This is a genomic window from Streptomyces sp. NPDC003720 (genome assembly GCF_042875075.1).
Lineage (GTDB): Bacteria > Actinomycetota > Actinomycetes > Streptomycetales > Streptomycetaceae > Streptomyces.
Map to the genome: position 1 here is coordinate 646455 of NZ_JBIANZ010000001.1, position 24927 is coordinate 671381.

25 protein-coding genes and 1 pseudogene are annotated in these 24927 nt (G+C 73.1%); 13 read left to right on the plus strand and 13 right to left on the minus strand.

Annotated elements, in window-relative coordinates:
- Positions 1 to 2: 2 nt before the first annotated feature.
- The 4 genes from ACFYU0_RS03240 to ACFYU0_RS03255 form a co-directional block, all read right to left on the minus strand.
- Positions 3 to 1367, minus strand: a complete 1365-nt coding sequence (locus ACFYU0_RS03240; protein WP_351673369.1) for a maltokinase — start codon at positions 1365 to 1367, stop codon at positions 3 to 5.
- A gap of 31 nt (positions 1368 to 1398) precedes the next feature.
- Positions 1399 to 3117, minus strand: a complete 1719-nt coding sequence (treS, locus tag ACFYU0_RS03245; RefSeq protein WP_389297426.1) for a maltose alpha-D-glucosyltransferase — start codon at positions 3115 to 3117, stop codon at positions 1399 to 1401.
- Positions 3114 to 5105: an alpha-1,4-glucan--maltose-1-phosphate maltosyltransferase gene (locus ACFYU0_RS03250; RefSeq protein WP_389297427.1), complete on the minus strand. Its 1992-nt coding sequence runs from the start codon at positions 5103 to 5105 to the stop codon at positions 3114 to 3116. Before ACFYU0_RS03250 ends, treS begins: the two co-directional genes overlap by 4 nt.
- A gap of 107 nt (positions 5106 to 5212) precedes the next feature.
- On the minus strand, positions 5213 to 5512 hold the full coding sequence (locus ACFYU0_RS03255) for a DUF5133 domain-containing protein (protein ID WP_143634047.1): 300 nt from the start codon (positions 5510 to 5512) through the stop codon (positions 5213 to 5215).
- A gap of 305 nt (positions 5513 to 5817) precedes the next feature.
- Between ACFYU0_RS03255 and ACFYU0_RS03260 the strand changes: the two genes are divergently transcribed.
- Positions 5818 to 6327, plus strand: a complete 510-nt coding sequence (locus tag ACFYU0_RS03260; RefSeq protein WP_351670013.1) for a pep a2 — start codon at positions 5818 to 5820, stop codon at positions 6325 to 6327.
- Positions 6328 to 6350: 23 nt separating this feature from the next.
- Entirely contained in the window at positions 6351 to 8513 is a 2163-nt protein-coding gene (glgX, locus tag ACFYU0_RS03265; protein ID WP_389297960.1) for a glycogen debranching protein GlgX, read from the plus strand.
- A 77-nt stretch (positions 8514 to 8590) separates the two neighbouring features.
- Here the strand turns inward: glgX and ACFYU0_RS03270 are convergent, their stop codons facing one another.
- On the minus strand, positions 8591 to 9400 hold the full coding sequence (locus ACFYU0_RS03270) for a VOC family protein (protein ID WP_389297429.1): 810 nt from the start codon (positions 9398 to 9400) through the stop codon (positions 8591 to 8593).
- A 127-nt stretch (positions 9401 to 9527) separates the two neighbouring features.
- Here ACFYU0_RS03270 and ACFYU0_RS03275 point away from each other — a divergent pair, with 127 nt between their 5' ends.
- Positions 9528 to 9842: an ANTAR domain-containing protein gene (locus ACFYU0_RS03275; protein WP_389297430.1), complete on the plus strand. Its 315-nt coding sequence runs from the start codon at positions 9528 to 9530 to the stop codon at positions 9840 to 9842.
- Positions 9843 to 9845: 3 nt separating this feature from the next.
- On the opposite strand, the gene ACFYU0_RS03280 is transcribed toward ACFYU0_RS03275, so the two are convergent.
- Entirely contained in the window at positions 9846 to 10637 is a 792-nt protein-coding gene (locus tag ACFYU0_RS03280) for an RNA polymerase sigma factor SigF (protein ID WP_351670005.1), read from the minus strand.
- Positions 10638 to 10886: 249 nt separating this feature from the next.
- Here ACFYU0_RS03280 and ACFYU0_RS03285 point away from each other — a divergent pair, with 249 nt between their 5' ends.
- From ACFYU0_RS03285 to ACFYU0_RS03300, 4 genes are all read left to right on the plus strand, one after another.
- A complete protein-coding gene (locus ACFYU0_RS03285) occupies positions 10887 to 11339 on the plus strand; it encodes a MarR family transcriptional regulator (RefSeq protein ID WP_351670003.1) in 453 nt (150 codons plus the stop codon).
- Positions 11336 to 12181: an ABC transporter ATP-binding protein gene (locus ACFYU0_RS03290; RefSeq protein WP_389297431.1), complete on the plus strand. Its 846-nt coding sequence runs from the start codon at positions 11336 to 11338 to the stop codon at positions 12179 to 12181. The genes ACFYU0_RS03285 and ACFYU0_RS03290 overlap by 4 nt, the downstream gene beginning before the upstream one ends.
- Entirely contained in the window at positions 12141 to 12986 is an 846-nt protein-coding gene (locus ACFYU0_RS03295) for an ABC transporter permease (protein ID WP_389297432.1), read from the plus strand. The genes ACFYU0_RS03290 and ACFYU0_RS03295 overlap by 41 nt, the downstream gene beginning before the upstream one ends.
- Positions 12987 to 13189: 203 nt before the next feature.
- On the plus strand, positions 13190 to 13714 hold the full coding sequence (locus ACFYU0_RS03300) for a hypothetical protein (protein ID WP_389297962.1): 525 nt from the start codon (positions 13190 to 13192) through the stop codon (positions 13712 to 13714).
- A 6-nt stretch (positions 13715 to 13720) separates the two neighbouring features.
- On the opposite strand, the gene hemC is transcribed toward ACFYU0_RS03300, so the two are convergent.
- From hemC to ACFYU0_RS03320, 4 genes and pseudogenes are all read right to left on the minus strand, one after another.
- Complete coding sequence (hemC, locus tag ACFYU0_RS03305; protein WP_389297433.1) at positions 13721 to 14656, minus strand: hydroxymethylbilane synthase; 936 nt, start codon at positions 14654 to 14656, stop codon at positions 13721 to 13723.
- Between the two features lie 86 nt (positions 14657 to 14742).
- Positions 14743 to 15513, minus strand: a complete 771-nt coding sequence (locus ACFYU0_RS03310) for an NPP1 family protein (protein WP_389297434.1) — start codon at positions 15511 to 15513, stop codon at positions 14743 to 14745.
- Between the two features lie 111 nt (positions 15514 to 15624).
- Complete coding sequence (locus ACFYU0_RS03315; RefSeq protein ID WP_389297964.1) at positions 15625 to 16578, minus strand: ATP-dependent DNA ligase; 954 nt, start codon at positions 16576 to 16578, stop codon at positions 15625 to 15627.
- Between the two features lie 122 nt (positions 16579 to 16700).
- Positions 16701 to 17094, minus strand: a pseudogene (locus tag ACFYU0_RS03320) (MFS transporter); the annotation flags it as partial.
- Between ACFYU0_RS03320 and ACFYU0_RS03325 the strand changes: the two are divergent.
- The 4 genes from ACFYU0_RS03325 (at position 17042) to ACFYU0_RS03340 (ending at position 20621) form a co-directional block, all read left to right on the plus strand.
- A complete protein-coding gene (locus ACFYU0_RS03325; RefSeq protein WP_389297998.1) occupies positions 17042 to 17170 on the plus strand; it encodes a hypothetical protein in 129 nt (42 codons plus the stop codon). The pseudogene ACFYU0_RS03320 and the gene ACFYU0_RS03325 overlap by 53 nt on opposite strands.
- 222 nt (positions 17171 to 17392) lie before the next feature.
- Complete coding sequence (locus ACFYU0_RS03330; protein ID WP_351669991.1) at positions 17393 to 17773, plus strand: hypothetical protein; 381 nt, start codon at positions 17393 to 17395, stop codon at positions 17771 to 17773.
- Positions 17770 to 18237 (plus strand): peroxiredoxin, encoded by a 468-nt coding sequence (locus ACFYU0_RS03335; protein WP_351669988.1) that lies wholly within the window; start codon positions 17770 to 17772, stop codon positions 18235 to 18237. Before ACFYU0_RS03330 ends, ACFYU0_RS03335 begins: the two co-directional genes overlap by 4 nt.
- Positions 18238 to 18290: 53 nt before the next feature.
- Positions 18291 to 20621, plus strand: coding sequence for a SpoIIE family protein phosphatase (locus tag ACFYU0_RS03340; protein WP_389297437.1), 2331 nt, complete (start codon positions 18291 to 18293; stop codon positions 20619 to 20621).
- Here ACFYU0_RS03340 and ACFYU0_RS03345 read toward each other — a convergent pair whose 3' ends face one another.
- From ACFYU0_RS03345 to ACFYU0_RS03355, 3 genes are all read right to left on the minus strand, one after another.
- Positions 20622 to 21056 (minus strand): cupin domain-containing protein, encoded by a 435-nt coding sequence (locus tag ACFYU0_RS03345; RefSeq protein ID WP_389297439.1) that lies wholly within the window; start codon positions 21054 to 21056, stop codon positions 20622 to 20624.
- 195 nt (positions 21057 to 21251) lie between these two features.
- Positions 21252 to 21854: a DNA polymerase ligase N-terminal domain-containing protein gene (locus ACFYU0_RS03350; RefSeq protein WP_351669979.1), complete on the minus strand. Its 603-nt coding sequence runs from the start codon at positions 21852 to 21854 to the stop codon at positions 21252 to 21254.
- Positions 21855 to 21904: 50 nt separating this feature from the next.
- Complete coding sequence (locus tag ACFYU0_RS03355) at positions 21905 to 22768, minus strand: oxidoreductase (protein ID WP_389297441.1); 864 nt, start codon at positions 22766 to 22768, stop codon at positions 21905 to 21907.
- A 145-nt stretch (positions 22769 to 22913) separates the two neighbouring features.
- On the opposite strand from ACFYU0_RS03355, the gene ACFYU0_RS03360 reads away from it, so the two are divergent.
- Complete coding sequence (locus ACFYU0_RS03360) at positions 22914 to 23789, plus strand: helix-turn-helix transcriptional regulator (RefSeq protein ID WP_351669973.1); 876 nt, start codon at positions 22914 to 22916, stop codon at positions 23787 to 23789.
- A 134-nt stretch (positions 23790 to 23923) separates the two neighbouring features.
- Complete coding sequence (locus tag ACFYU0_RS03365) at positions 23924 to 24907, plus strand: TauD/TfdA family dioxygenase (protein WP_351669970.1); 984 nt, start codon at positions 23924 to 23926, stop codon at positions 24905 to 24907.
- The last annotated feature ends 20 nt before the right edge of the window (positions 24908 to 24927 follow it).

Below are 24927 nucleotides of genomic sequence, written 5' to 3' on the forward strand. Positions count from 1 at the left end.
CGTCAGCCTCCCCACACGGCGAGCCGCTTGATCGCCGCCATCGGTACCGGCAGCCAGTCGGGCCGGTGTCTCGCCTCGTACAGCACCTCGTAGACCGCCCTGTCCGTCTCGTGCGCGCGCAGCAGCGCGTGCTTCTTGCGTGGGTCCCAGCCGGCGCGGGCCGCGTAGCCCGCGCAGAACGCCTCCCGGCAGCGGCGCGCCCACTCGGGACGCCAGGGGCGGCGCTGCCGGGCCGCGTAGTCGAAGGAGCGCAGCATCCCGGCCACGTCCCGCACCGGGGACTGCGCGGCCCGCCGCTCGGCGAGCGGCCGGGACGGCTCCCCCTCGAAGTCGATGACGAACCAGTCGCGCCCGGCGCGCAGCACCTGACCGAGGTGCAGGTCGCCGTGGATGCGCTGGGCGGGCGGCCCGGTGTCGCAGGTGGCCAGCGCGCCGAACGCGGCGCGCAGCCCGGGGACGTAGGGCCGCAGCCCCGGCACTGCGTGCGCGGCGGCGTCCAGCCGGGCGCACATCGCCTCCGCCGTGCGTCCGTTCTCGCCCGGTCCGGCGGGCGGGAAGGCCTCGGCCAGCGCCACGTGCACCTCGGCCATGGCCCGGCCCAGTTCGCGGGCCTCGGCGGTGAAGTCGTCGCCGGCGGCGAGCGCGCGCAGCGCCAGCGTCCAGCCGTCGGTCGCGGCGGGTAGGAATGGCTGGAGCACGCCCAGGGTGGCCGGCCGGGGAGCGGTCGTGCTGAACCAGGCGACCGGGGCCGGCACCCGGGCGCAGCCCTGCGCGGCCAGCGCGCCGGGCACCTCCAGGTCGGGGTTGACGCCCGGCTGGATGCGGCGGAACAGCTTCAGGATGTACGCGTCGCCGTAGACGATCGAGGAGTTGGACTGCTCGGCGTCCAGCAGCCGCGGCGGCAGCCCGCCGGGCAGTTCCACGGCCGGGGCGGTCTCGAAGCACAGCGGACCCGCCGTTCCGGGGCGGCGCAGCCGCTCCAGGAGCAGATGGGCCGAGCGTGGGTCCTGCAGGGCGTCGTAGACGGCGAGCCCGGCCAGGGGTCCCTCACCTGCCCGGCCGATGAACGCCCGCTCCAGCCTCGGGGCGACGTGCTCGCGCAGCCCGAGCAGGAGCTGGTAGCAGTCGCCGGGCGGGGGAGTGCCGCCCGGTGTGGGCACCGGCGCGTGCGAGGCGTGCACCAGCAGGTGCAGGCACCCGGGGAACAGCTCGGTCACGGACAGCACCGACAGGTCGGTGACGGGCCGGTCCTTGCCCGCGAACCAGCGTTGCTCGGGCAGCCATTCGTGCAGCAGCCCGCCCAGCGAGGCCAGCGGCCGGTCGGCTCCGGCCGTGGTTCTCGGCCGGAGGGTGATGGTCTTCGGCATGGTGACGCGTCCTTTCCTCGGCGCCGTGCGCTCAGCGGCGGCGGCCGATGCGGGATGCGACTCGGGTGAGCCGGAACCAGTAGAAGCCGTGGCCCGCGAGGGTCAGCAGGTAGGGCAGTTCACCGATGGCCGGGAACCGCACCCCGCCGATCAGCTCCACGGGGTGGCGGCCGTCGTAGGCACGCAGGTCGAGTTCGGTGGGCTGCGCGAACCGGGAGAAGTTGTTGACGCACAGCACCAGGTCGTCGCCGTACTCGCGCAGGAACGCCAGCACCGCCGGGTTCGACGACTGCAGCTCGGTGTAGGAACCGAGTCCGAAGGCCGGGTTCTGCTTGCGGATCTCGATCATCCGGCGCGTCCAGTGGAGGAGGCTGGACGGGGACGACATGGACGCCTCGACGTTGGTGACCTGGTAGCCGTAGACCGGGTCCATGATGGTGGGCAGGAACAGCCGCCCCGGGTCGCACAGCGAGAAGCCGGCGTTGCGGTCGGGCGTCCACTGCATGGGGGTGCGCACGGCGTCGCGGTCGCCGAGCCAGATGTTGTCGCCCATGCCGATCTCGTCGCCGTAGTAGAGGATCGGGCTGCCGGGCAGGGACATGAGCAGGGCGGTGAACAGCTCGATCTGGTTGCGGTCGTTGTCGAGCAGGGGCGCGAGCCGGCGCCGGATGCCGATGTTGGCGCGCATGCGGGGGTCCTTGGCGTACTCGGCCCACATGTAGTCGCGTTCCTCGTCGGTGACCATCTCTAGGGTCAGCTCGTCGTGGTTGCGCAGGAAGATGCCCCACTGGCAGTTCGACGGGATCGCGGGCGTCTTGGCGAGGATCTCGGAGACCGGGTAGCGGGACTCGCGGCGCACGGCCATGAAGATGCGCGGCATGACCGGGAAGTGGAACGCCATGTGGCACTCGTCGCCGCCGGAGGCGTAGTCGCCGAAGTAGTCGACCACGTCCTCGGGCCACTGGTTGGCCTCCGCCAGCAGCACGGTGTCCGGGTACTGCGCGTCGATCTCCTTGCGGACCCGCTTGAGGAACTGGTGCGTCGCCGGCAGGTTCTCGCAGTTGGTGCCCTCCTCCGCGTAGAGATAGGGGACCGCGTCGAGCCGGAAGCCGTCGATGCCGAGGTCCAGCCAGAACTTCAGGGCGGCCAGGATCTCCTCCTGCACGCCCGGGTTCTCGTAGTTGAGGTCCGGCTGGTGGGAGAAGAAGCGGTGGAAGTAGTACTGGCCGCGCACCGGGTCGAAGGTCCAGTTGGAGACCTCGGTGTCGACGAAGATGATCCGCGCGTCCTCGTAGCCCTTGTCGTCGTCGGCCCACACGTAGTAGTCGCCGTAGGGGCCTGCGGGGTCCTTGCGGGACTCCTGGAACCACGGGTGCTGGTCGCTGGTGTGGTTCATGACGAAGTCGATGATGACGCGCATGCCGCGCTGGTGGGCCGCGTCCACGAACTCGACGAAGTCCGCGAGGTCGCCGAACTCCGGGAGGACCGCCGTGTAGTCGGCGACGTCGTAACCGCCGTCACGCAGCGGGGACTTGAAGAAGGGCGGCAGCCAGAGGCAGTCGACGCCGAGCCACTGGAGGTAGTCGAGCTTGGCGGTCAGACCCTTGAGGTCGCCGATGCCGTCCCCGTCACTGTCGTGGAACGAGCGAACGAGGACCTCGTAGAAGACGGCGCGCTTGAACCACTCCGGATCCCGGTCCTTGGCGGGAGTGTCCTCGAAAGTGTCCGGCACGGGGTCATTGACAGTCATGACGCTGAGGGCCCTCCGATCTGGGGCGTCGATCGCCCGACGTGGAGCACGTGCGCCGGCGTCCGGCCGGGCGTGAGACGCACGTAGTTGGTCCTGCCCCAGTGATAGCTCTCACCTGTCAGTTCGTCGTGCACGGACAGGTCGGCGTTCCAGTCCAGGCCGAGTTGCGGCATGTCCAACGAGACCGTGGCCTCCTGGGTGTGGTGCGGGTCGAGGTTGACGACCACGATGACCGTGTCCGGGCCCGTGCTCTTGCTGTAGGCGAGCACGTTGTCGTTGTCGGTCCGATGGAAGCGGAGGTTCCGCAGACGCTGTAGCGCGGGGTGCTGCCGGCGGATGGTGTTCAGTCGGGTGATGAGGGGGGCGATGGTGCGGCCCTCGCGTGCGGCGGCTTCCCAGTCGCGGGGTTTGAGCTGGTACTTCTCGGAGTCGAGGTATTCCTCGCTGCCTTCGCGGAACGGGGTGTTCTCGCAGAGTTCGTAGCCGCTGTAGATGCCCCAGGCGGGGGAGAGGGTCGCGGCGAGCACGGCGCGGACCTCGAAGGCGGGGCGGCCGCCGTGCTGGAGGTAGCCGTGCAGGATGTCGGGGGTGTTGGCGAAGAAGTTCGGCCGCATCCAGGCCGCCGCCTCGCCCGACAGCTCGGTCAGGTACTCGGTCAGCTCCTGCTTGGTGTTGCGCCAGGTGAAGTACGTGTACGACTGCTGGAAGCCGATCTGGGCCAGGGTGTGCATCATCGCGGGCCGGGTGAACGCCTCGGCCAGGAAGATCACGTCGGGGTCGGCGCGGTTGACCTCTCCGATGACCCGTTCCCAGAACACCACCGGTTTGGTGTGCGGGTTGTCGACGCGGAAGATCCGCACCCCGTGGTCCATCCAGTGCCGCAGGATCCGCACGGTCTCCGCGACCAGGCCGTCCATGTCCGCGTCGAACGCTACGGGATAGATGTCCTGGTACTTCTTCGGCGGGTTCTCCGCGTAGGCGATCGTCCCGTCCGGGCGGTGGTGGAACCACTCCGGGTACTTGTGCACCCACGGATGGTCCGGGGAGCACTGCAGCGCGAAGTCCAGCGCGATCTCCAGGCCGAGTTCCCGGGCCCGGGCGACGAAGTGGTCGAAGTCCTCCAGGGTGCCCAGGTCGGGGTGGACCGCGTCGTGGCCGCCCTCGGGCGAGCCGATCGCCCACGGCACCCCGACGTCCTGCGGCCCGGCGGTGAGGGTGTTGTTGCGGCCCTTGCGGAACGTGGTGCCGATCGGATGGATCGGCGGGAGGTACACGACGTCGAAGCCCATCTCCGCGATCGCCTCGAGCCGCCGCTCGGCACTGCGGAACGTGCCGTGCGGCCGCTCCGCGGTGCCCTCCGAACGCGGGAAGAACTCGTACCACGAGCCGTACAGCGCCCGCTCCCGCTCCACCAGCAGCGGCATCGCCTCCGACGCGGTCACCAACTCCCGCAAGGGGAACCGCGACAGCACCCCCTCCACCTCCGGCGACAGCGCCGGCTTCAGGCGGTGGTGGACCGACCGCGTGTCGTCGCCGAGGGCGTGCGCGGCCTCCATGACCAGGACCCGCTCCGGCCCCTTGGGCACCCCGGCGGCGGCACGCTCGTAGAGCTCGGCGCCCTCCTCCAGGACCAGGCCGGTGTCGATGCCCGCCGGGATCTTGACGGAGGCGGTGTGCCGCCAGGTCGCCAGCGGATCGCTCCACGCCTCCACCCGGAACGTCCAGCGGCCGGTCGCGTCCGGGGTGATCTCCGCGCCCCACACGTCGCTGCCGGGGGACAGCTCCCGCATCGGCGTCCAGGGGCCGCGACGGCCCTTCGGATCCCGCAGGACCACGTTGGCGCCGACGGCGTCGTGCCCCTCCCGGAACACGGTGGCCGTGACCTGGAACGTCTCCCCGGCCACCGCCTTCGCCGGGCGCCTGCCGCACTCAACGGCCGGCCGTACGTCACGTACCGGTACGCGGCCGATGGCCGGGGTCCTGCGCATGGTTCTCACCTCCGCCGTGCGCGAAGCCGGGCCCAGGGCCCGGCTCCGCGATCCGATGCACGTCCGGCCGCTGCCGGTCCGTGCGGAACGCCATGTACGGTGCCAGGTCATGGGCTTGGCGCCGTGGAACGCCGCTCCGAAGGCGGCGCGCGCCGCGCCGCCCGGCCCGGCTGGGGCCGGCCGTCCTGCTCGCGCAGGTAACCGGCCAGAGTGGAGCGCAGATAGCGCTCCGCCGCGTCCGCTGCCTCCCGGGCGCAGCGCTTTCCCATCAGCACGCACAAGGTGTAGCCCGAGTCCTCGAAGGTTGCCCGGACCGTGCGGTCGTGGGGCGAGGCGAGCATCACGCGCTCCCAGGCCCGGTAACGCCGCAACTGCCTGGCCACTTCGGCCTTGGCGGGTAGCAGCATGACCCTCTTCACCTTCCACGCTCTCGACTGGGCGCGTTCCCGACGGTCGGGTGGTGTCCGCGCAGGGGTGGGCACGGAACCGTTACGGCGATCGAGGCTTTCACTCATGGTGCACGTACAGACACGCACCGTCCTGTTGGACGTTCAACCACTAGGGCCGTTCGGGATGCTCGTGTTGCACGAATGGCGTAGCGACCCCACTGTGGGAGGTGACTCAGGAGCGATCACTGCTCACGCTCGGTGTCCGGGAACCCTCCCGGACGGGGTGAGGGAGCGAGAGCCTCGCCGGTGAGGAGCAAGCGACGATGAAGACCGCAGTGCCCTGCTACTACCACATCGATGTGGAAGTCAGCCCGGATCGGGTGGGACAGGTCAGCCGCATTCTGGGCGCCCACCTCCGCTACTGGGACCTCGACAACCTCGTGGCCCCCGTCCGCCGCGGCGCCGAACTGCTGCTGCGGGCGATCGAGCAGCACGCCACGGAGAAGACCATGTCCATCGAGATGTGGTGGAACGGCCAGCATCTGATCACGGCGGTCGGCGGCGGTGACCGCGACCTGCGTCCCGACCAGGACCTGCGGGCCTGCCTGGCGGACATCGCCGCCATGAGCGACGGATGGGGCTGCTGCGCCTCGGAGACCGGAAGTGTGATCATCTGGTTCTCGCAGCGCGCCCGCACCGGCGAGCGCGTCCCGCTCGTGCCGACCGCCCCGGCGCCGAGCCTCAGCGAGGGCCTGCAGGTGCCGCGCGAGGCGCGGGTGGCCGCGCTCGCCGCGCCGGCCGCCGCGGACGGCGTCCTGGAGGGCGCCCGGTGACGGCTCGGAAGTCCCGGAAAGGGGTGCCCGTGTGGAACGGGCACCCCTACCCGTTGGGGGCCGTGTTCGACGGCGAGGGCACCAACTTCGCGCTGTTCAGCGAGGTCGCCGAGCGCGTCGAGCTGATCCTGGTCGACGACGCCGGCGCCGAGACGCCGGTCCCGCTGCACGAGGTCGACGGCTTCGTGTGGCACGCCTACCTGCCCGGCGTCGGCCCCGGCCGGCGCTACGGCTACCGCGTGCACGGCCCCTGGCAGCCGTCGCTCGGCCACCGCTGCAACCCGGCCAAGCTGCTGCTCGACCCGTACGCCCGCGCCGTGGACGGCCAGATCGACAACCACGCCTCCCTGTACGAGCGCTCGCCCGACGGCCCCTCCCCGGAGGACAGCGCCGGGCACTCGATGCTGGGCGTGGTCACCGACCCGTACTTCGACTGGGGCGACGACCGCCCGCCGCGCCGCTCGTACGCGGACTCCGTGATCTACGAGGCCCATGTGCGCGGCCTGACCCGTGTCCACCCGGAGGTCCCCGAGCGGCTGCGCGGCACCTACGCCGGTCTCGCGCACCCCGCCGTCATCGACCACCTGACCTCGCTCGGCGTCACCGCGGTGGAGCTGATGCCGGTCCACCAGTTCGTCCAGGACGGCGTCCTGCAGGACCGGGGCCTCGCCAACTACTGGGGCTACAACACCATCGGCTTCTTCGCACCGCACAACGCCTACGCCGCCTTCGGCAGTTCGGGCCAGCAGGTCAACGAGTTCAAGGCGATGGTGAAGGCGCTGCACGCGGCCGGCCTCGAGGTCATCCTCGACGTGGTCTACAACCACACCGCCGAGGGCAACGAGTTCGGTCCCTCGCTGTCCTTCCGGGGCATCGACAACGCCTCCTACTACCGTCTGGTGGACGGCGACTGGGCGCACTACTACGACACCACCGGCACCGGCAACAGTCTGCTGATGCGCCACCCCTACGTGCTCCAGCTCATCATGGACTCGCTGCGGTACTGGGTGACCGAGATGCACGTCGACGGCTTCCGCTTCGACCTCGCGGCCACCCTGGCCCGGCAGTTCCACGAGGTGGACCGGCTCTCCGCGTTCTTCGACCTGATCCAGCAGGACCCGGTGATCAGCCGCGTCAAGCTGATCGCCGAACCCTGGGACGTGGGGGAGGGCGGCTACCAGGTGGGCAACTTCCCGCCGCTGTGGTCGGAGTGGAACGGGCGCTACCGGGACGCCGTACGGGACTTCTGGCGCGGTGAGCCCGGCTCGCTCGGCGAGTTCGCCTCCCGGCTGACCGGATCGTCCGACCTCTACCAGCACAGCCGCCGCACACCGCGCGCCAGCGTCAACTTCGTCACCGCGCACGACGGATTCACCCTGCGCGACCTGGTGTCGTACAACGACAAGCACAACGAGGCCAACGGCGAGGGCAACCGGGACGGCGAGAGCCACAACCGGTCCTGGAACTGCGGGGCCGAGGGCGACACCGACGACCCGGCCGTGCTGGAACTGCGCGCCCGCCAGCAGCGCAACCTGCTGGCCACGCTGCTGCTCTCGCAGGGCATCCCGATGCTCTGCCACGGCGACGAGATCGGCCGGACCCAGCGCGGCAACAACAACGCCTACTGCCAGGACAACGAGGTCTCCTGGGTCGACTGGGAGATCACGGACGAGCAGCGCTCGCTCGCCGACTTCACCCGGTACGTGATCGGCCTGCGCGCCCGCCACCCCGTGCTGCGCAGGCGCCGCTTCTTCCGCGGCGAGACCCCGGTCAACGCCCGGCAGCCGCTGCCCGACGTGATGTGGCTGCGGCCCGACGCCCGTGAGATGACCGAGCGGGACTGGCACCGCGAGGACGCCCACTCGATGGGCGTGTTCCTCAACGGCGACGCCATCGCCGAACGCGACCCGCACGGCCGCCGGGTGATCGACGACTCGTTCCTGGTGCTGCTCAACGGCTACTGGGAACCGGTCGTCTTCCGCCTGCCCGACGAGTCCCTCGGCGAGCGCTGGACCACCCTGATCGACACCGCCGACCCCGACGGCATCCCCGACGAGCGGGAACGCAAGGCCGGCACCCGGCTGCGGGTGGAGCCACGCAGCCTGGTCGTCCTCTCCCGCCCCTCCCGCGGCTCCCGCCCGGCGCGCCCGGCCCGCGGCAGCCGTCCGGCCCGCGGCGCCCGCTGATCCGACCGACGGTCCGCCGGCACGTTCTCGGGGCGCCCACCGGAGGGTGGGCGCCCCGAGAACGTGCCGGCGGACCGTCAGCGCGGGTTGCGGGAGGTGACCGTGAACTGCGCGCCGTCCGGGTCGCGCAGGATCGCCTCCTGCTCGCCCTCGCTCAGTACGCTGCCGCCGTGCTTCTCGGCGGTGCGGGCACAGCCCGCCACGTCCTCCACCGCGAAGTGGACCTGCCAGTGCGGCCGGACGGACGGGTCCGGGGCCGCCTCGACCGCGCCCGAGTCGATGCGCGCCACCACGTCGCCCCGGCTGCGCAGCACCACCTCGCCGCCCTCGTACTGGACCTCGCAGCAGCCCGGCTCCCCGGTCGCCCAGCCGAGGATCTCGCCGTAGAAGATCGCCGAGTCGAAGGCGTTGCGGGTGTGCAGCCGGATGAAGGTCGGGGCCGCCTGCCGCCAGGCCTCCCAGTTGCCGACCAGCTCGCCCTGCCAGATGCCGAAGGTGGCCCCGTCCCGGTCGGCGAGCAGCGCCGCCCGTCCCGGTGGGAACGACAGCGGCCCGACCGCCGCCGTACCGCCGCGCTCCCGGGCCCGGGACACGGCCTCGTCGGCGTCCGGCACCGCGAAGTACGGCGTCCAGGCCACCGCCATCTGCCACATCGAGGCGACCGCGGCGATCCCGGCCACCGGCACCCCGTCCGCCAGGGCGATGCGGAAGTGCTCGCCGAGCTTCGCGCCGCGCCACCGCCAGCCCAGCAGGGCCGAGTAGAACTCCTGGGTCGCGCCCAGATCGCGGCTGGTCAGGCTCACCCAGCACGGGGCGCCGAAGACGGAGTGCGTCGAGAGCGGCTCGCGCGTCCTCGTCCCACCGCCGGCAGGCTTGTCATCGTTCATGTCTGTCGCGTCCTGAGTCTCGGGGCCCGGCGGCCACCGCTCACGCACCAGTGTCCAACCGGAAGGGCCTGACGTGCTCGTCGAGTACCCCGGTGCCGATCGTCCAGGCGGGTGACACGATGGAGGCATGGCGCACAGCGACGCGGAACGGATCGTCGAACTGGAGGCGGAGGTCGACCAGCTGAAGGAGGCCGTCTCCTCCCACGCCGTCGTCGACCAGGCCATCGGGATGATGGTCGCCCTCGGCCGGGTGACCCCGGACCAGGGCTGGCAGGTACTGAAGGGCGTCTCCCAGCACACCAACATCAAGCTGCGCAACGTGGCGGAGCTGATCGTGATCTGGGGCCGTCGCGGCGAGATCCCGCCCGACATCCGCGCCGCGCTCGAAGAGGGCCTGGACAGTCACGGGCCCACGCAGGTGCCGGGGACGGACGGGGACTGAGGCTCAGCCTGTCTCCGCGAGCAGTTCCTCGCGCAGCCGGTCGAAGCAGCCGCTCAGCAGCCGCGAGACGTGCATCTGCGAGATGCCCAGCTGCTCGGCGATCCGGCTCTGCGTCATTCCGCCGAAGAACCGCAGGTAGAGGATGGTGCGCTCGCGCTCGGGCAGCGCCGCCAGACACGGCTTCACCGCGGCCCGGTCGATGACCAGGTCGAATCCCGGGTCCGGAGAGCCCAGCGAATCCCCGAGCGCGTACCCCTCCGTGCCGGCCACCTCGGCGTCCAGGGACAGCGCGGAGAAGCACTCCAGCGCCTCCATGCCGGTGCGCACCTCGTCCTCGCTCAGCCGCGTGTGCGTGGCGATCTCGGCGACCGTGGGCGCCCGGCCGGGCGTGGTCTGGGCCAGTTCCTTGAGAGCGGTGCGCACCCGGTTGCGCAGGTCCTGCACCCGGCGCGGCACGTGCAGGGTCCACATGTGGTCGCGGAAATGGCGCTTGATCTCTCCGGTGATGGTGGGTACCGCGTACGCCTCGAAGGCCCGGCCGCGGTCCGGGTCGTAGTGGTCGACAGCCTTGACGAGGCCGAGCGCGGCGACCTGGTAGAGATCTTCCAGGGACTCCCCGCGACCGCGGAACCGTACGGCGATCCGCTCGGCCATGGGGAGCCAGAGCCGGACCAGATCGTCCCGGAGCGTCTGCCGCTCGGGACCGTCGGGCAGGCTCGCGAGCCGCTCGAAGGACTCGCCCGTGTCGGGGGCGTCGTCGTGGGGGTGAGGCCTGGTGCTGCCAGTGACAGGCATCGCGCGCACCTCTCTCAGCAGGTGCTGGTCGACAGACACCGTGGGAGGGTGCGCTCGGATGCTGGAAGGAACACCGGGGCGCCCGGCCGGAACCGGCTCCCACGGACGTGCCTCCTGTCCGAAGCACGCAGTACGCATTCCCTGAACCGGGCGAATCAAAACAAAACGGTCCATTCAGGTCAGGTCCGGTGTCTTTCTTGACCTCTCCTTGGGGTCCGATACCTCTGTGACAGAGGTAATCTTCGGGATGTGGAAGCGGAACTGTCCGAGGAACTGGCCGACACGCTCGTACGCATCCAGCGGCTGATCCGACGCCGGCTGCGCGGCGGTCTGACCGGGCCGCGGCTGCGGGGTGCCGAAGTGGAGCTGCTGCGGCTGGTCGAGGCCCGGCCCGGCATCGGGGTCTCGGACGCCGCCAGGGCCCTGCATCTGGCGGGCAACTCCGTGTCGACGCTGGTCAACCACCTGGTGCGCGACGGCCAGCTGATCCGCGAGACCGACCCGGCCGACCGGCGGGCCGTCCGCCTGCTGCTCACCGACTCCGCCCTGCGACGGCTGCGGGACTGGCGGCACCGCCGCGCCGAACTGGTCGAACGGCATGTGGCCCGGCTCGGCGAGGCCGACCGGGAGGCGCTGCGCGCGGCGCTCCCGGCGCTGCGCGAACTCGCCGCGACCCTGCACGAGGAGGCCGAGGAGACATGACGAGCGACACCCCCGCCCCGCCCGCCGAGGCGGTCGCCTGCACCGGCCTCGGCTACGCCTTCGGCGACAACCGCGCCGTCGACGGGCTGGACCTGACCGTCCACCGGGGCGAGGTGTTCGGGCTGCTCGGCCCCAACGGCGCCGGCAAGACCACCGCCATCCGCTGCGTCACCACCCTGCTGCCGGTCCCGGCCGGCGCCGTCCGGGTGTTCGGGCGCGACGCGGCCCGGGAGCGCATGGCGGTACGCCGTCTGCTCGGCTACGTCCCCCAGCAGCTCTCCGCCGACAGCGGACTCACCGGACGGGAGAACGTCGCCCTGTTCGCCCGGGTCTTCGACGTGCCGCGCCGCGAACGCGGCGAACGCGTCGCCCGGGCCCTGGACGCCGTCGGCCTCGCGGACGCCGCCGACCGGCTCGCCGGCACCTACTCCGGCGGCATGATCCGCCGCCTCGAACTGGCCCAGGCCCTGGTCAGCGCGCCCCGGCTGCTGATCCTGGACGAGCCCACCATCGGCCTGGACCCGATCGCCCGCACCGGCGTCTGGGAGCACATCAACGCCGTCCGGGCCGCCACCGGCATGACCGTCCTGGTCACCACCCACTACATGGACGAGGCCGACCAGTACTGCGACCGGGTCGGCCTGATGCACCGCGGCCGCGTCCGCGCCCTGGGCACCCCGGCCGAACTGCGCCGGGGCCTCGCCGAACGCGAGGGCACGGAGACCCTGCCCACGCTGGAGGACGTCTTCCGGGACGTCGCCGGCAGTGGCCTCGACGACCACTCCGGAGGAGGATTCCGCGATGTCCGAAGCACCCGCCGCACCGCGCGCCGCGTCGGCTGACGGCACGGACCCGCTGCTGTACCCGCCCCGGCCGCGCCCGGGCTGGCGGCTGCTGCCCGCCCGGATCGGCGCGATGTGCGCCGTGGAACTGCAGAAGCTGCGGCACGACCGCACCGAGCTGTACACCCGCGCGGTCCAGCCGGCTCTGTGGCTGCTGATCTTCGGCCAGACCTTCACCCGTATCCGGGCGATCCCGACCGGCGGCATCCCCTACGTCGACTACCTGGCGCCGGGCATCATCGCCCAGTCGGCGATGTTCATCGCCATCTTCTACGGCATCCAGATCATCTGGGAGCGGGACGCGGGCATCCTGAACAAGCTGCTCGTCACCCCGACCCCGCGGTCGGCGCTGATCACCGGCAAGGCGTTCGCGGCGGGGGTGAAGTCGCTGGTCCAGGCGGTCGTCGTCATCGTCATCGCGGCCGTCCTCGGCGTCGCCCTCACCTGGAACCCGCTGAAGCTGCTCGGCGTGGCCGGCGCGGTGGTCCTCGCCTCCGTCTTCTTCTCCTGCCTCTCGATGACCATCGCGGGCGTCGTCCTCAGCCGCGACCGGCTGATGGGCATCGGGCAGGCGATCACCATGCCGCTGTTCTTCGGCTCCAACGCCCTCTACCCGATTTCCCTGATGCCGGGCTGGCTCCAGGCCGTCAGCGAGGTCAACCCGCTCAGCTACCAGGTCGACGCGCTGCGCGGCCTGCTGATCGGCACCCCCGCCCACCTCGGAGCCGACTTCGGCGTCCTCGCGGTGGCCGCCGCGCTCGGCGTCGCCGCGGCCTCCTCGCTGCTCGGCCGGCTGGCCCGCTGAACCGCCCGCCGGTCCGGCCGCCGACGTGATGTGCGGCACGCGCCCGGACCCGGCCCGGGAGCCCGCCGGACGGATTTCTCCTGGGCAGCGCTTGATCACCGATCAAAGCGGGCGAACCCGCTGGCCACAGCGCATTCCGCTCATTTGACAGTGCGCTCGGCACACAGATAGACAGCAGCTCTCGAAAGGTGGAGAGGGGCATTGTGTACGAGCCGAACGTGGTCGGGGACTGGCAGGAGTACGACGAGCATGCCGGTCTGCGGATCCGCGTCCACCGCCTGGAGGCGGCCGAGCCGCCGCGCGGACGCGACGACGCCGCGGCGGGTCTGACGTACTTCAGCGTCCGGGTGACGATCGAGAACCGCGGCTCGCGGCACTACGGCATCCACCTCGAGGACGGCCAGCTCGACGTCCGCGTCGGCCCCGACGGGGAGGGCGCCTTCATCGACTGGCGCAACTCCCAGTTCATCGAGGGCTTCGACGTCTACCCGCTGCGCCGAGCCACCGCCGTGCTCTACGCCGCCGGACCCGAGGCCTCCCTGACGCACGTGGACGTCCAGGTGCAGCTCCGGGTGGACGAGGAGTGGACCGACCGCCGGATGTGGGCGGGCGGGATCGGCGCACCGGAGAACGCCACGCCCGCCGCCCCGGCGGCCGGCGCGCAGACCAGCCTGGCCCACCAGGTGAGCGCCTTCCTCAAGGAGCAGACGGAGCCGGGCGGCGCCTGAGCCGGCTCAGTGCGGGATGCCGTCGATGATCTCCCGCGCCCCCTGCCGCAGCAGCGACACCGCGACCGAGGTGCCCAGCGTGGCCGCGTCCAGCCGGCCCGCCCACTCGTGGGCGTTCAGCCGGGTCTTGCCGTCGGGGGTGAACACACAGGCCCGCAGGGAGAGTTCACCGGCGCGGTCCACGCGCGCGTAGCCGGCGATCGGGCTGTTGCAGTGGCCCTGCAGCACATGGAGGAACATCCGCTCGGCCGCGGCCTCCCGGTGCGTGTCCGGATCGCCGAGAGCGCTGATCACGTCGATCAGCTCGGTGTCGCCCTCCCGGCACTGCAGGGCGAGGATGCCCGCGCCGATCGGCGGCATCATCGTCTCCGTGGACAGCACCTCGCTGATCACGTCCGCGCGGCCGATCCGCTCCAGACCGGACACCGCGAGCAGCAGCGCGTCCGCCTCGCCGGCGGCCAGCTTGGCCAGCCGGCGGTTGGCGTTGCCGCGGAACGGCACGCACTGCAGGTGCGGGTGCGAGGCGGCGAGCTGGGCCACCCGGCGCACCGCCGAGGTGCCGATCCGGGTGCCCGCCGGCAGCTCGTCCAGGGTGAGTCCGCCCGGGTGGACCAGCGCGTCCCGCACGTCGTCCCGCTTGAGGAACGCGGCGAACACCGTGCCGGCCGGCAGCGGCCGGTCGGCGGGCACGTCCTTGACGCAGTGCACCGCGAGGTCCGCCTCCCCGGCCAGCAGGGCCGCGTCCACCTCCTTGGTGAACGCGCCCTTGCCCTCGACCTGGGACAGATCGCCGAGCCACTTGTCTCCGGTGGTCTTCACGGGGACGACCTCGGTGCGCACCCCCGGACGCAGTACGCCCAGCTCGGCGCGTACGCGCTCGACCTGGGCGAGAGCCATCGGCGAGTCGCGGGAGACGATACGGATCAACTCGGGCACGGACATGGTGGACACCATAGACCCTCACCGGCGCCCCGACGCACGCCGGCCCGTGGACAGTGGCGACTCGGCGGCAGGGGGTGAGCGCGCCGTCAGGCGTTCGGGTCGAAGGGGATGCCGGAGGGCTTGGCCGAGGCGAGGTGGGAGGCGAAACTCCCGTCCTTGAGGCCGAAGTGGGCGCTGCCGAAGTCGTACGCGCTCAGTTTTTCGCGCAGCCCCGCCGGATAGCCGTTCCAGCCGACCAGCGGCGGGTACTGCCAGGTGTGCTTGTGGTTCTCCGGCGGCTCGTCGCCCGAGTTGGCCAGCCGGAAGCAGTGGGTGCCGATGCCGTCCTTGTGGTAGACGACCTTCGGGTGGCCGCCGTCGAAGCGGACCTCGGAGGCCGGATGCACGGTGAACGAGCCGTGGTTGGACGTCGACACGTACCGCACCTGCCCGTCCTGCACCCACACCACCACGTGCTCCCAGTCGTTCCGGTGCCCGCCGATGCTGCTGCCGGGCAGCGCCTGGTCCTTCTCGAAGTACAGGCCGTAGAGGTAACCGCACCAGCCGTTGTCGCACTTGTAGCGCGAGTAGCTGTTGGTGTTGTCGAGGTCGGAGGCGTCGTGGCAGTTGCCGTTCAGCGCGCCCGTCGGCTTCAGACCGCCGTTGACCGTCCCGTCCGGCCCGATGGCGGGCGTCGGATAGCAGCCGTCGGTGTCGTAGTCGAAGGCCGGCTGGTACGCCAGCTCGCCGGGCTCGGCGTTGCGGGGCAGCGCGGCGGGCGGCGCGGCGAAGGCGACGGAGGGGACGGCCACGGCGAGAGCGGCGGCACCGGCCAGCGCGGCGAGCCAGCTCCGGGCGCGAAGACGCGGCGAGGGCATGTGAGCCTCCAACTGCGGTGGGGGGCAGGGGAGTTCAGCATCCCGGCCGGGCGCCCCGCTGCCAAGGGGTCACAGGCGTCCCAGAAGTGAAGGGCCGTGGAACAGCCGCGGCTATCCGAAGTCCTCCGGCAGGTCCGCCGACGACTCCTCGGCGGTCAGGTCGGGGCGCAGCCGCTGCCACGAGGGCTGGCGCAGCATCCCGGCCCGGGTACGGGTGCTGTAGCTGACCTCGCCGACCAGCCGGGGCAGCACCCAGTGGGCGCCCGCGACACGCGGCACGGGGTCGAAGGGGCAGCGGCCGCTCGCCGCGGCCCGCAGCAACCGGGCCAGTTCCGTACGCTCCGCCTCGCTCCAGCCGGTGCCCACCCCGCCGACGTAGCGCAGCCGGCCCCCGGCGCGCTGGCCGACCAGCACGGCGCCGGGGAGCCCGGTCAGCCGCCCCTTGCCGGGCAGCCAGCCGCCGACGATCACGTCCTCGCTGCGCATGTTCCGGATCTTGATCCAGGAGCGGGAGCGCACCCCCGGCTCGTACACCGAGTCGAGCCGCTTGCACACCAGGCCCTCGAGGCCGTGCTCCCGGGTCGCCCGCAGGGCCTGCGCGCCGTGTCCGGTCACCGCGGCCGGCGTCGACCAGTGCGGTCCGGTCAGGTCCAGCTCCGTCAGCCGCGCCCGCCGCCGCGTGTACGGGAGCCGCAGCAGGGGGCGTTCGAAGTGCGGGACGTCGAACAGCACCAGGTGGACCGGCACCTGGGCGGCGCGGCGGGCCGCCCGGGCGGGGGAGTGCGCGAGGCCCATCCGGCTCTGCAGCAACTGGAAGTCGGAGCGCCCCAGTTCGTCCAGGGCCAGCACCTCGCCGTCGAGGACGGCGGGCGTGCCGCCCAGGGCGGCGCCGAGCGGCCGCAGTTCGGGGTAGGCGCCGGTGATGTCCTCGCCGGAGCGGGCGCGCAGTAGGACGCTGCCGTCGCCGGGCAGGTAGACCATCACCCGCTGGCCGTCCTGCTTGGTCTCGTACGCCCACCGCTCGTCCTGGGCGGCGGGCGGCAGCGGCCCGGGAGTGGCGAGCATGGGCGCGACGAGCGGCAGGGTCACGGCGTTCACGGCTGAAGGTCTCGACCGCCGCGCCCGACCTCACGCGCCTTTCGGCCCCGGTTCCCCTGAACGGGCCCCGGGGCCGGGCGGGGCCGTCCTCAGCCCACCGGTTCGGCCGACGGCGCGCCGGCGGCCCGGGCCGCCACCGGGTCCGCCGGGCGGTGGCGGGGCAGGAAGGCGGCGAGCAGGAAGGCCGGGACGGCGGAGCCGGCGCCGAGCGCCAGGTAGACCTTGAAGCCGTTCTCGGACGGCAGCGTGTGACCGCCGCGGCCGGTCGTCAGGTGGGCGAGGACCACGCCGGCGACGGCGCCGGCCACCCGAGGTGCCGATGGACCGCATCAGGGTGTCGAGGCTGTTGGCGGCGGCCGTCGCGGAGGCGGGCACCGCGCCCATGATCAGCGCGGGCATGGCGCCGTAGGCGAACCCGACGCCGGCGCCGATGACGCAGGACACCAGGACCAGGTGCCCAGCCCCGCTCATCAGCACGATGTTCGGCATCGCCGCCCTGCGCTCGTCCCGGCGGCCGGAGCACACCGGCACCGGGCAGCGGCTCGTCACCGCGGGCTGACCGCGCCGCGCCGCACCCACCCCTAGGCCGCGCCCGCGCCCCGGCCGCCGGCCGGAACCGTGCCGCGCCCGTGCCGCGTCCGCGACCCGGCCGCCGGCCCGGGACCGTGCCGCCCGTGCCCGGTGCGGCGCCGCGCGTTTTCCGCTCCCCGCCCGCCCGAAGCGCACCTGGCCGCGACTACTGTCGAGTAATATCCGGCGGCAGGTCACCAGAGGAGGAACCGTGCCCCGGTCCGAACGCTCGCCCCTGCTGCTCGCCGGTCTGCTGGCCGCAGCCGGAGTCGCCCACTTCGCCGCACCCCGCCAGTTCGACCACCTCGTCCCGCGAGCGCTGCCGGGCTCGCCCCGCGCCTGGACGTACGGCAGCGGTGCCGTGGAGCTGGCCCTGGCGGCCGGTGTCGCCGCGCGCCGGACGCGTCCCCTGGCCGCCCGCGCGGCCGCCGCCTTCTTCGTCGGGGTGTTCCCGGCCAACGTGAAGATGGCCGTCGACTGGCGGGGCCGGCCCGCGCCGCAGCGCAACGCCGCCCTGGCCCGGCTGCCGCTCCAGGTGCCCCTGGTGCTGTGGGCCCGAGGCGTGGCCCGCGGCGGGGAGGGACGGTCGTGACCGGACGAGTCGAGGTGGGCGACAAGGCCGAGGACTTCGCGCTGCCGGACGAGACCGGCACCGTCCGCAGGCTCACCGAGCTGCTGGCCGACGGCCCGGTCGTGCTGTTCTTCTACCCCGCCGCCCTGACGCCCGGCTGCACCGCCGAGGCCTGCCACTTCCGCGACCTCGCGGCCGAGTTCGCCGCGGTCGGCGCCCGCCCGGTCGGGATCAGCGGCGACAGCGTCGAACGCCAGCAGGAGTTCGCCGGCCGGCACACCCTCGGCATGACTCTGCTGTCGGACGCCGACGGCGCGGTGCGGGACCGGTTCGGGGTCAGGCGGGGCTTCACCCTCGCCCCGACCAAGCGGGTCACCTTCGTGATCGGCCAGGACCGCACCGTCCTGGAGGTGGTGCGCAGCGAGCTGCGCATGAACACCCACGCCGACCGCGCCCTCGCGGTGCTGCGCGCCCCCGGGGCCTGATCCGTCCGCCTCCGCGCTTGATGGACCGGAGCATTCGGATCATCCTGGGGCATATGGAGCGAGTCGCGGCCGCTGTGGTCATCGACGCCCAGGGCAGGGTGACCGGGTGGAGCCAGGGCGCGCGGCTGCTCACGGGCCGTGCGGCGGACGAGGTCGTCGGCCGGGCGGCGGTGGAGCTGCTGGCCGGCGAGCCGCCCGGCGGCGTCCTGGCCGCCGGGTCCGGCGTCCTCGCCCTGCGCCACCGCGAGGGACACACGGTCGAGGTCGCCGTGAGCGTCTGCCCGGTGCTCGGCGCCGGCGGCGCACCGGCCGGCCACGTGATCACCGCCGACCCGGCCGGCCCCCGGCTGGTCGGCGAGGCCTTCCGGCAGGCCTCCATGTCGATGTCGGTCTTCGACCTGGAGCAGCGCTACCTGTACGTGAACGAGGCCGCCTGCCGGCTGATGGGCGTGCCCGAGGACGCCCTGGTCGGCCGCCTCTACCAGGACACCGTCGAGGACGGCGAGCAGGCCCGGGGGTACGTGAGCCATCTGCGCGAGGTGGCCGAGACCGGCCGGCCGGTCCGCTACGAGAGCTTCGCCGGTGACCCCGCCCTGTACCGGGCGCACGCCTGGAGCGTCGAGATGTGGCCCCTGTGTGACGGCTCCGGAGAGCCCACCGCGGTGGCGCTCGCCGCCTTCGACAGCAGCGAGCAGCACTGGGCCCGCCGCCGGCTGGCCCTGCTGAACGAGGCCGCCACCCGCATCGGCACCACCCTCGACGTGGTGCGCACGGCCGAGGAGCTGATCGAACTCCTGGTCCCGCAGTACGCCGACTTCGCCACCGTCGACCTGCTGGACTGGGTCCTCGGCGCGGACGAGCCGCCGGCGGGCCCGGAGAGCGGCACCGAGCTGCGGCGCGTCGCGCACCGCTCCGTCGTGCCCGGCAACCGGGGCGCGGCGCTGGCGCCGGGGGAGTCGGAGCGGTACCTGCCGTCCACCCCGCCGGCCGTGGCCCTCCGGGAGGGCCGGGCGGTGCTGGCCGGGACGGGCGAGCCGGCGTTCGACGAGTGGCTCGCGGACCGCAACGCGCGCTCCCCGGAGGGCCGGCCCCACCGCGAGGGCGTCCACTCGATGATCGCGGTGCCGCTGCGCGCCCGGGGCATCACCCTCGGCGCCGCGGTGTGCGTGCGCAAGTACCACTCGGACGCCTACGGCCCCGACGACGCGGTCTTCGCCGAGGAGCTGGCCAGCCGCGCCGCCGTCTGCGTCGACAACGCCCGCCGGTTCGCCCGTGAGCGCGACACCGCCCACGCCCTCCAGCACAGCCTGCTGCCGAGCGGCCTGCCGGGGCAGGCCGCGGTCGAGGCGGCCCACCGGTACCTGCCGTGCGGCTCGGTGGCCGGCATCGGCGGCGACTGGTTCGACGTCATACCCCTCTCCGGCAGCCGGGTCGCACTGGTCGTCGGGGACGTCGTCGGCCACGGCATCCGGTCCTCCGCGACCATGGGCCGGCTGCGCACGGCGGTGCGGACCCTCGCCGACGTCGACCTGCCGCCGGACGAACTCCTCACCCACCTGGACGACCTGGTCAGCCACCTGGCGTCCGACGGCACCGGCGAGGAGGTCGCCGAACTCGGCGCCACCTGCCTCTACGCCGTCTACGACCCCGTGTCCCGTCGGCTCAGCCTGGCCGCGGCCGGGCACCCGGCACCGGCCGTCGTGCTGCCCGGCGGCACCCCCGAGTTCGTGCCCATGAGCGCCGGGCCGCCCCTAGGCGTCGGCGGGCTGCCCTTCGAGGCGACGGAACTCGAACTGCCCGAGGGCTCGGTCGTCGCCCTCTACACCGACGGCCTGGTCGAGGGGCGCGAGCGGGACGTCGACCGGGCCGGCGAGGAACTGCGCCACGCCCTCGGCGTACCCGCCGCCTCGCTGGAGGCACTCAGCGACGACATCCTCAAGGCCGTCATGCCCGAGCGGCCCACCGACGACATAGCCCTGCTCCTGGTGCGCACCCGCGCCCTGGGCGCCGACCGGGTGGCCACCTGGGACGTGCCGCCCGACCCGGCCGCGGTGGCCGCCTTCCGGCAGGCGGCCACCGAGCGGCTGACCGAGTGGGGCCTCGAGGAGATCGCGTTCGTCACCGAACTCGTCGTCAGCGAACTGGTCACCAACGCCATCCGCTACGGGGAACCGCCCGTCCAGCTCCGCCTGATCCGCGACGGCGCGCTCATCTGCGAGGTGTCCGACGGCAGTTCCACCTCACCGCACCTGCGCCGGGCGCACGCCTACGACGAGGGCGGCCGCGGACTGCTGCTGGTCGCCCAGCTCACCCAGCGCTGGGGCAGCCGGCAGACGGGCAGCGGCAAGACCATCTGGGCCCAGCAGCCGCTGCCCGGCGCCTGATCACTCGAAGGAGCACCCCGGATTCGGCGCGTCCTCGGAGAACGGGGCGCCGTGCGGCAGCACGTAGAGCACCTCCAGGACGACCGGGACGGTGCCCAGGTTGCGGCCTATGTGCACCCGGTCCGGACCCGACGGCTCCTGGATCGCCGAGCCCGCGCGGTACACGCCGTCGGACGCGCAGCCGGAGTCGAAGTGGCTGAGGGTGCCCTGCTTCACCACGCCGTACAGCGGGCCGTCATGGTAGTGCCAGCCGGTGCCCTGGCCGGGCGGGATGGTGATCTCGCGCAGGGTGTAGTCGGTGCCGCCGACCGTCCTCTGGGCGAGGGTCTTGGCCGTCACCCCGGAGCCCGGCGGAGTGGCCCCCGCGGCGGGGCAGGCGAGGAACGCGGCGGCGGTGACCACGCCGACGAGGGCGGTGCGGAGTGCGGTGCGCATGCGGAAGCCTCCATGGTCGCGAGCGGTTGCCGCGAACATAGAGGCACAAGGCGGGAGTTGGGGGCGGAACCGGGTGATCCGGTTACGGCGGCGGATGATCCGCCGGCGGCGGCCGGGGTTTTGCTCGCCGCGCCCGCCCGTCCGAGCACGGCCCACCTGGCCGGCGGAGCGGAGCCGGGCACGCGGGCCCGTTCGTCATCCCTCGTCGGCGGCGACCTGCGCCAGGGTGCGCCCGGTGCGCACCGAGCGGGCCCGGCGCGGATCGGGGGTGCCGTGCCCCTCCGCCCGGGCGGGACCCTTGCGCACCAGCAGCCAGGACTCCTCCTCGTCCGGGCCGCCGCGGAACCGGGTGAGGGCCCACTCGCCGCGCAGCTTGGCGCCGTGCAGCCGGAACACGGCGTGCCCGTGCTCCAGCGACTCGGCGAAGTCCAGGGGGCGTCCCCGGCGGTCGTGGCTGAGCGGCTCGTACGTCCCGTGCTCCCACACGATCACCGTGCCGCCGCCGTACTCGCCCTTCGGGATCACGCCCTCGAAGTCCTCGTACTCCAGCGGATGGTCCTCGGTGGGCACGGCCAGCCGTCTGTCCCCGGGGTCCGTCGACGGCCCCTTGGGGACGGACCAGGACTTCAGCACGTCCCCCACCTGGAGCCGGAAGTCGAAGTGCATCCGGCGGGCGTCGTGGATCTGCACCACGAACCGCGGCCGCTCGCCCGCGGCCGCCGCCCCGCCGGACGGCTCGCCGGTCCGTTCGAAGTCACGCCTGCCGCGGTAGGTCCGCAGCCGGTCCTCCGTCGCCACGTGCGGCTCCCTCCGTCCGTCCGCCTCCGGGTACCCGGGGACGGGCCCGGTCAGCCCGCGATCGCGTCCAGTTCGGCCACCGCGTCCGCGGGCAGGACCAGCGCCGCGGCGGCGATGTTCTCGCGCAGGTGAGCGGGGGAGGAGGTGCCCGGGATGAGCGCGATGTTCGGCGAGCGGCCGAGCAGCCAGGCGAGGGCCACCTGCTGCGGCGAGGCGCCGAGCCGTGCGGCGACCTTCGACAGGGCGTCGGACTGCAGCGGGGTGAACCCGCCGAGCGGGAAGTACGGCACGAAGGCGATGTTCTCCGCCGCCGTGCGCTCCACCAGGGCGTCGTCCCGCCGGACGGCCAGGTTGTACAGGTTCTGCACGGTGACCACGGGCGCGATCTCCCGCGCCTCCTCCAGCTGTGCCAGGGACACGGTGCTCAGGCCCAGGTGCCGGATCAGGCCCTGCTCCCGCAGCTCGGCCAGGGCGCCGAACATCTCCGCCACCGGCTCCTCGTCCGGGGCGTCCACGTCGCCGAGCCGCAGATTCACCACGTCCAGCGCGTCCAGGCCCAGGTGCCGCAGATTGTCGTGCACCTGCGCCTTCAGGTCCGCCGGATGCCGGGACATGATCCAGCCGCCGTCCGCGCCGCGCCGCGCGCCGACCTTGGTGACGATGCGCAGGCCGTCCGGGTAGGGGTGCAGCGCCTCCCGGATGAGCTCGTTGACGACGACGGGGCCGTAGAAGTCGGCGGTGTCGATGTGGGTGATGCCCGCGTCCACCGCGGCGCGCAGCACCGCCACGGCCCGGGCCCGGTCCTCGGGCGGGCCGAACACGTGCGGTCCGGCGAGCTGCATGGCGCCGTAGCCCATGCGGGTCAGGGTCAGACCGTCCGCGGGGGTGACGGTCCCGCCGAGCTGTGCGGTCATGTCGTGCCTTTCGTGCCGTTCGCCGAGCCGCCGGCCGGCGGCTCCTCTCCACCCTGCGCCCGCCGCGCCCCGCACGGCAGTGTCCCCGCGTTCCTGGGAGTGGCGGGACCAGTCACCGCCGCGGGCGCCGCCGTACGGTGGTGTCATGGACGGTACGAACGCGCTCGGCGAGTTCCTGCGCGCCCGCCGGGGCCAGGTCCGGCCGCAGGACGTGGGGCTGCCGGGATCGGGGCTGCGCCGGGTGCCGGGGCTGCGCCGGGAGGAGGTCGCGATGCTCGCCGGCATCAGCTCCGACTACTACCTCCGCCTGGAGCAGGGCCGCGACCGCAACCCCTCCGCGCAGGTCCTCGGGGCCATCGCGCGGGTGCTGCGGCTGGACGCCGACGCCACCTCCTACCTCCTCGGTCTCGCCCGGGACCGGCCACGCGAGACCCGGCAGGGGGCGCGCACCGGGCCGGCGGGCCACCGGGAGCGGGTGCCGGACGGTCTGCTGCGCCTCATCGAGGGCTGGCCGCGCAATCCCGCCTACATCCAGAACCGCTACACCGACTGCCTCGCCGCCAACGCCCTCGCCACGGCCCTCACGCCCAACTACCGGCCCGGCGTCAACCTGCTGCGGGCCGTCCTCCTCGACCCCGCCGAGCGCGCGCTGCGCCGGGACTGGGACGACCTGACCGAGGAGGGCGTGGCCGCGCTGCGCGCGTACGCGGGGCCGGAGTCCGACGATCCGCGGCTGCGCGACCTGGTCGGCGACCTCTCGGTGCGCAGCGACCGCTTCCGGACGCTCTGGGCCCGGCACGAGGTGCGGCCCCGGCGCGGCCGGATCAGCAGACTGAGCCACCCGCAGGTGGGCGACCTGGACCTGCACTCGGAGAAGCTGACCGCGGACGGCACCGGGGGACTGACCCTGGTGGTCTTCCACGCCGAGCCCGGCAGCCGCAGCGCCGAACTCCTCGACATCCTCGGCAGCCTCGCCGCGCCCCGCCCGGCCGCCGCGCCGGAACCAGCCGAGGAGCCGTAGCGCGGGAAGGGCTGTGCCGGCGGAGGCGGGCGCCGCTGACACGGGATGTCCGCGGCCGCGGGATGTTCGCGGCGCACGGGGCCCCGGTGTCACGATCGGTCGTGAGGCCGGTTCGGACGACCAACGGAGCGCGCATGACGACGCACAGGGACACGGCGGAGCACACCGGGCGGGCGGAACGGACCGGCGGCGTGGAGGTGCGCCCGGTCGCCGGGCACATCGGCGCCGAGATTACCGGCGTCGATCTCGCCGGTCCGCCGGACGACGCGGTGACCGAGCTGATCAGGGAGGCGGTGCTGCGCTGGAAGGTGGTGTTCTTCCGGGGGCAGGAACTGGACCACGCGGCGCACGTCGCCTTCGCCCGCCGGTTCGGCGAGCCGGTCGTCCTCGGCCGGCGGGGCGGCGCCTCACCGGAGGGCTTCCCCGAGGTGGAGACCACCGCCGACCGGCTGGAGCTGGGCGGACGCTTCGGCATGGAGCACGAGGAGTGGCTGCGGCGGCGCCGGCACACCCTGCTGCGCGGCTGGCACTGCGACCACGGCGCCCGCGTCGACCCGCCGGCCGCGACCATCCTGCGCGCCGAGACCGTGCCGCCGTACGGCGGCGACACCACCTGGGCCAACCTGGCCGCCGCCTACGCCGGTCTCTCGGCGCCCGTGCGCGCCTTCGTGGACGGACTGCGGGCCGAGCACCGGCTCGGCGTCGGCTACCAGCCGCGCCCCGGCGACGACGCCTACCTGCGCCATCTGCTGGACCATCAGGTCGCCTCCGTGCACCCCCTGGTGCGGGTGCACCCGGAGACGGGCGAGCGCGTGCTGTACGTCAACGGCTACTACCTCGAGCAGATCACCGGGGTCTCCCGGCCCGAGAGCGCGGCCCTGCTGGAGATGCTGCTCGACCAGGCGGTGCGCCCGGAGTACACGGTCCGCTTCCGCTGGGAGCCGGGGAGCGTGGCCTTCTGGGACAACCGGGCCACCATCCACCTGGCCCCGAGCGACAACGCCCATCTGGGCCTTCCCCGGATCATGCACCGGGTGATGCTCGCGGGCGACGTCCCGGTGGGCGTGGACGGCAGGCCGTCCGAGCCGGTCACCGGTACGGAGCCGGGCCGCTGGTGAACCGGGCGGGGGCCGGCCCA